Genomic DNA, 244 nt, shown 5'->3' with positions numbered 1-244 from the left:
ATATTTTATAGAAAAAATAGTAATATATTTTTTTTATTTTTTTCATAAGTATAGTTATTTAGGTTCGTGTGCTCCCATTATATGAAATCTATAGGGACCAGCTTGATTAAATTCTTCGTCTAACATTTTTTGATCTGTATTTGCATCATTAAAAAATCCAGGCCAGCCTTGTCCTCCTGGTCCATCATAATTGTTATCTACTCCAAAATAAATTGTCCCAATAGATGCACCAATCGGCCCCCCC

At 32.4% G+C, this 244-nt stretch carries 1 protein-coding gene; it reads right to left on the bottom strand.

All coding sequences use genetic code 11. The features are described 5' to 3' along the window. Nucleotides 1-54: 54 nt before the first annotated feature. On the bottom strand, nucleotides 55-244 hold a 190-nt coding region (locus SB772_RS44680), incomplete at its 5' end, for a hypothetical protein (RefSeq protein WP_410839113.1).

Source organism: Paraburkholderia sp. SIMBA_030 (genome assembly GCF_046535245.1).
Taxonomy (GTDB): domain Bacteria; phylum Pseudomonadota; class Gammaproteobacteria; order Burkholderiales; family Burkholderiaceae; genus Paraburkholderia.
This window is presented reverse-complemented; position numbering and strand designations above follow the sequence as displayed.